The 1,873-nt window shown below is 39.1% G+C and carries 2 protein-coding genes; both read right to left on the reverse strand.

The genetic code is table 11. From position 1 onward, the window contains the following. Positions 1–272: 272 nt before the first annotated feature. Complete coding sequence (locus tag HGG78_RS18690) at positions 273–1,049, reverse strand: putative phage abortive infection protein (protein ID WP_172533810.1); 777 nt, start codon at positions 1,047–1,049, stop codon at positions 273–275. 147 nt (positions 1,050–1,196) lie between these two features. Next, positions 1,197–1,733: a nucleotidyltransferase family protein gene (locus tag HGG78_RS18695; protein WP_172533811.1), complete on the reverse strand. Its 537-nt coding sequence runs from the start codon at positions 1,731–1,733 to the stop codon at positions 1,197–1,199. Between the last annotated feature and the right edge of the window lie 140 nt (positions 1,734–1,873).

Consider the following 1,873-nt stretch of genomic DNA (forward strand, 5'->3'; position numbering starts at 1 on the left):
ACCAGATCCAAAACTCAATTGAGGCAACCCAAGAACCTTGAAAACGATCAATCTCAGATTATTCAAGAATCCATTTCGACCAAGCCAACTTGCCGAAAACACAGAACGAATTCTCAATGAAATCGTAGCTTTGACCTAAAAACTGACCAAACACATAACGCCCAATTAAGGTGTGAAGCACACAACCACAACACTCAAATTGGACGCCGTAATCACTAAACTAGACCCAAACCCAAAATGCCAAGCGTGCTGAATCACTCTTAAATTGTTTGTTAGGCTTCTGGTTCACAGAACTTCACTTTATCACTAATAAGCGTCATATGTGATTCATGAATTACGTATGATTTTTGTAGGTTATCCATTAACTGAAATGTTTCTATATAAGACTGGAATTTTTTCCCATATGGACCAAAGCTATTGTAGTAGATAAGAATCAACTCTTGATCAGACAACTGAGCCCGTACCAGACGAGAGTAAAACTGCTTATTTTTAATTTCACTTTCATCAATAAACTTAAAGATGTTATACAAAAATCTAAAGTAGTGAGCTAATTCATGCCCATTATCATCCCAGAAACTCGAATAAGCAGCATAAAGTCGGTTTGCTTCACCCTCGAGGTCATCACCCTTTCTAACTTGAACATCGTAGTGCTCAAAGAAACGGTTAACGAAGGTTACAAAACAATCTCTACCTGCAGTCCTAACCACTCCAGCCTCTTTTCGAGTATTCACTAAGTCTATTTCATTAATGATTTGATTGTGTAATTTCAACATTTGAAAAAAAGCATTTTCAAACCCTTGGTTTTTAAGCTCATCCCTAGTGACCTTTAACTCTTCACGTTGGGAAACAATTGTCCAAACCACACCTGCAAATGCAAGACCTGAGAAAATAGAAGTAAGGGCTCCAAAACTATCTCCAAATACGCCTGATTTATTAATTGAAAATTCAGATATAGGCCAAGTTAATAGAATTAGAGACGCAGCGTAAATTAGAAATATCGCCACTACTCCGACAAACACACCCAATGCAATTTTTTCTGTTTTTTCCACGAATTTATATACCTAACTAAAATGAAGCCTAACGCCCAATTAAGGGGTGAGCAACGCTACCACCTTACCTAACGCATTGTACCGTAACCACTAAAATTGAAGTAGAAGCAAAATGTCAAGCGTTGGGAATCCCTCTTAAATTGTTTGTTATGGCGCAATTCTCAAAGAAGGCCACCTTGCTAACCACCCTTTTGAATTTACGCGATTTTCAAAGGTTTCTCGTTGCCTTTTAGGATTATGCGTGACCCGGTAACTAAATAGGGATTCAAACCCGAAAGCAGCAACACATTCATATTGGTTTAGCCCAATTTGGCGAATTGCTACAGCTGTTTCTTTTTCTGGCCAGTAACTCATCGCATCCAACGAACTTTGATAAGGTTCATCACCATTACGCTCATGCATTGTCGCTTGATTACGCACTTGCCAATTCAGCTTGGGCATGCGAGCTTTAAGAAGTACTTCGTACTCCAAGTAGGCATTGGAGTTAGATTCCGTCGGTTCAAAGTAGATTACATCGACATCATTTAAAGGAGTCGGTTCATTGAAATCATGCAATGAATCCCAAACTAAATTTCGGACGAAACCTGCTGCAATGTAGCATTGAGGCAAACCCAATTGGGACACATGATAAAGTGCCTCAACTCTGATTGGGTCTTCTTTTATTAATTCTACGATTTTGTCCATTTTCGCCCTGCGCCATAACGCCGCATTAAGTGGTGAGCAACGCTAAACACCAATATCTCGGCAAACCACTTAAATCACAAAACTGAATTTACACTAAAAACACCAAGCGTTGCGAATCCGTCTTAAATGCTTTGTTATGC

It is taken from the genome of Vibrio aestuarianus (assembly GCF_012395185.1).
Taxonomy (GTDB): domain Bacteria; phylum Pseudomonadota; class Gammaproteobacteria; order Enterobacterales; family Vibrionaceae; genus Vibrio; species Vibrio aestuarianus.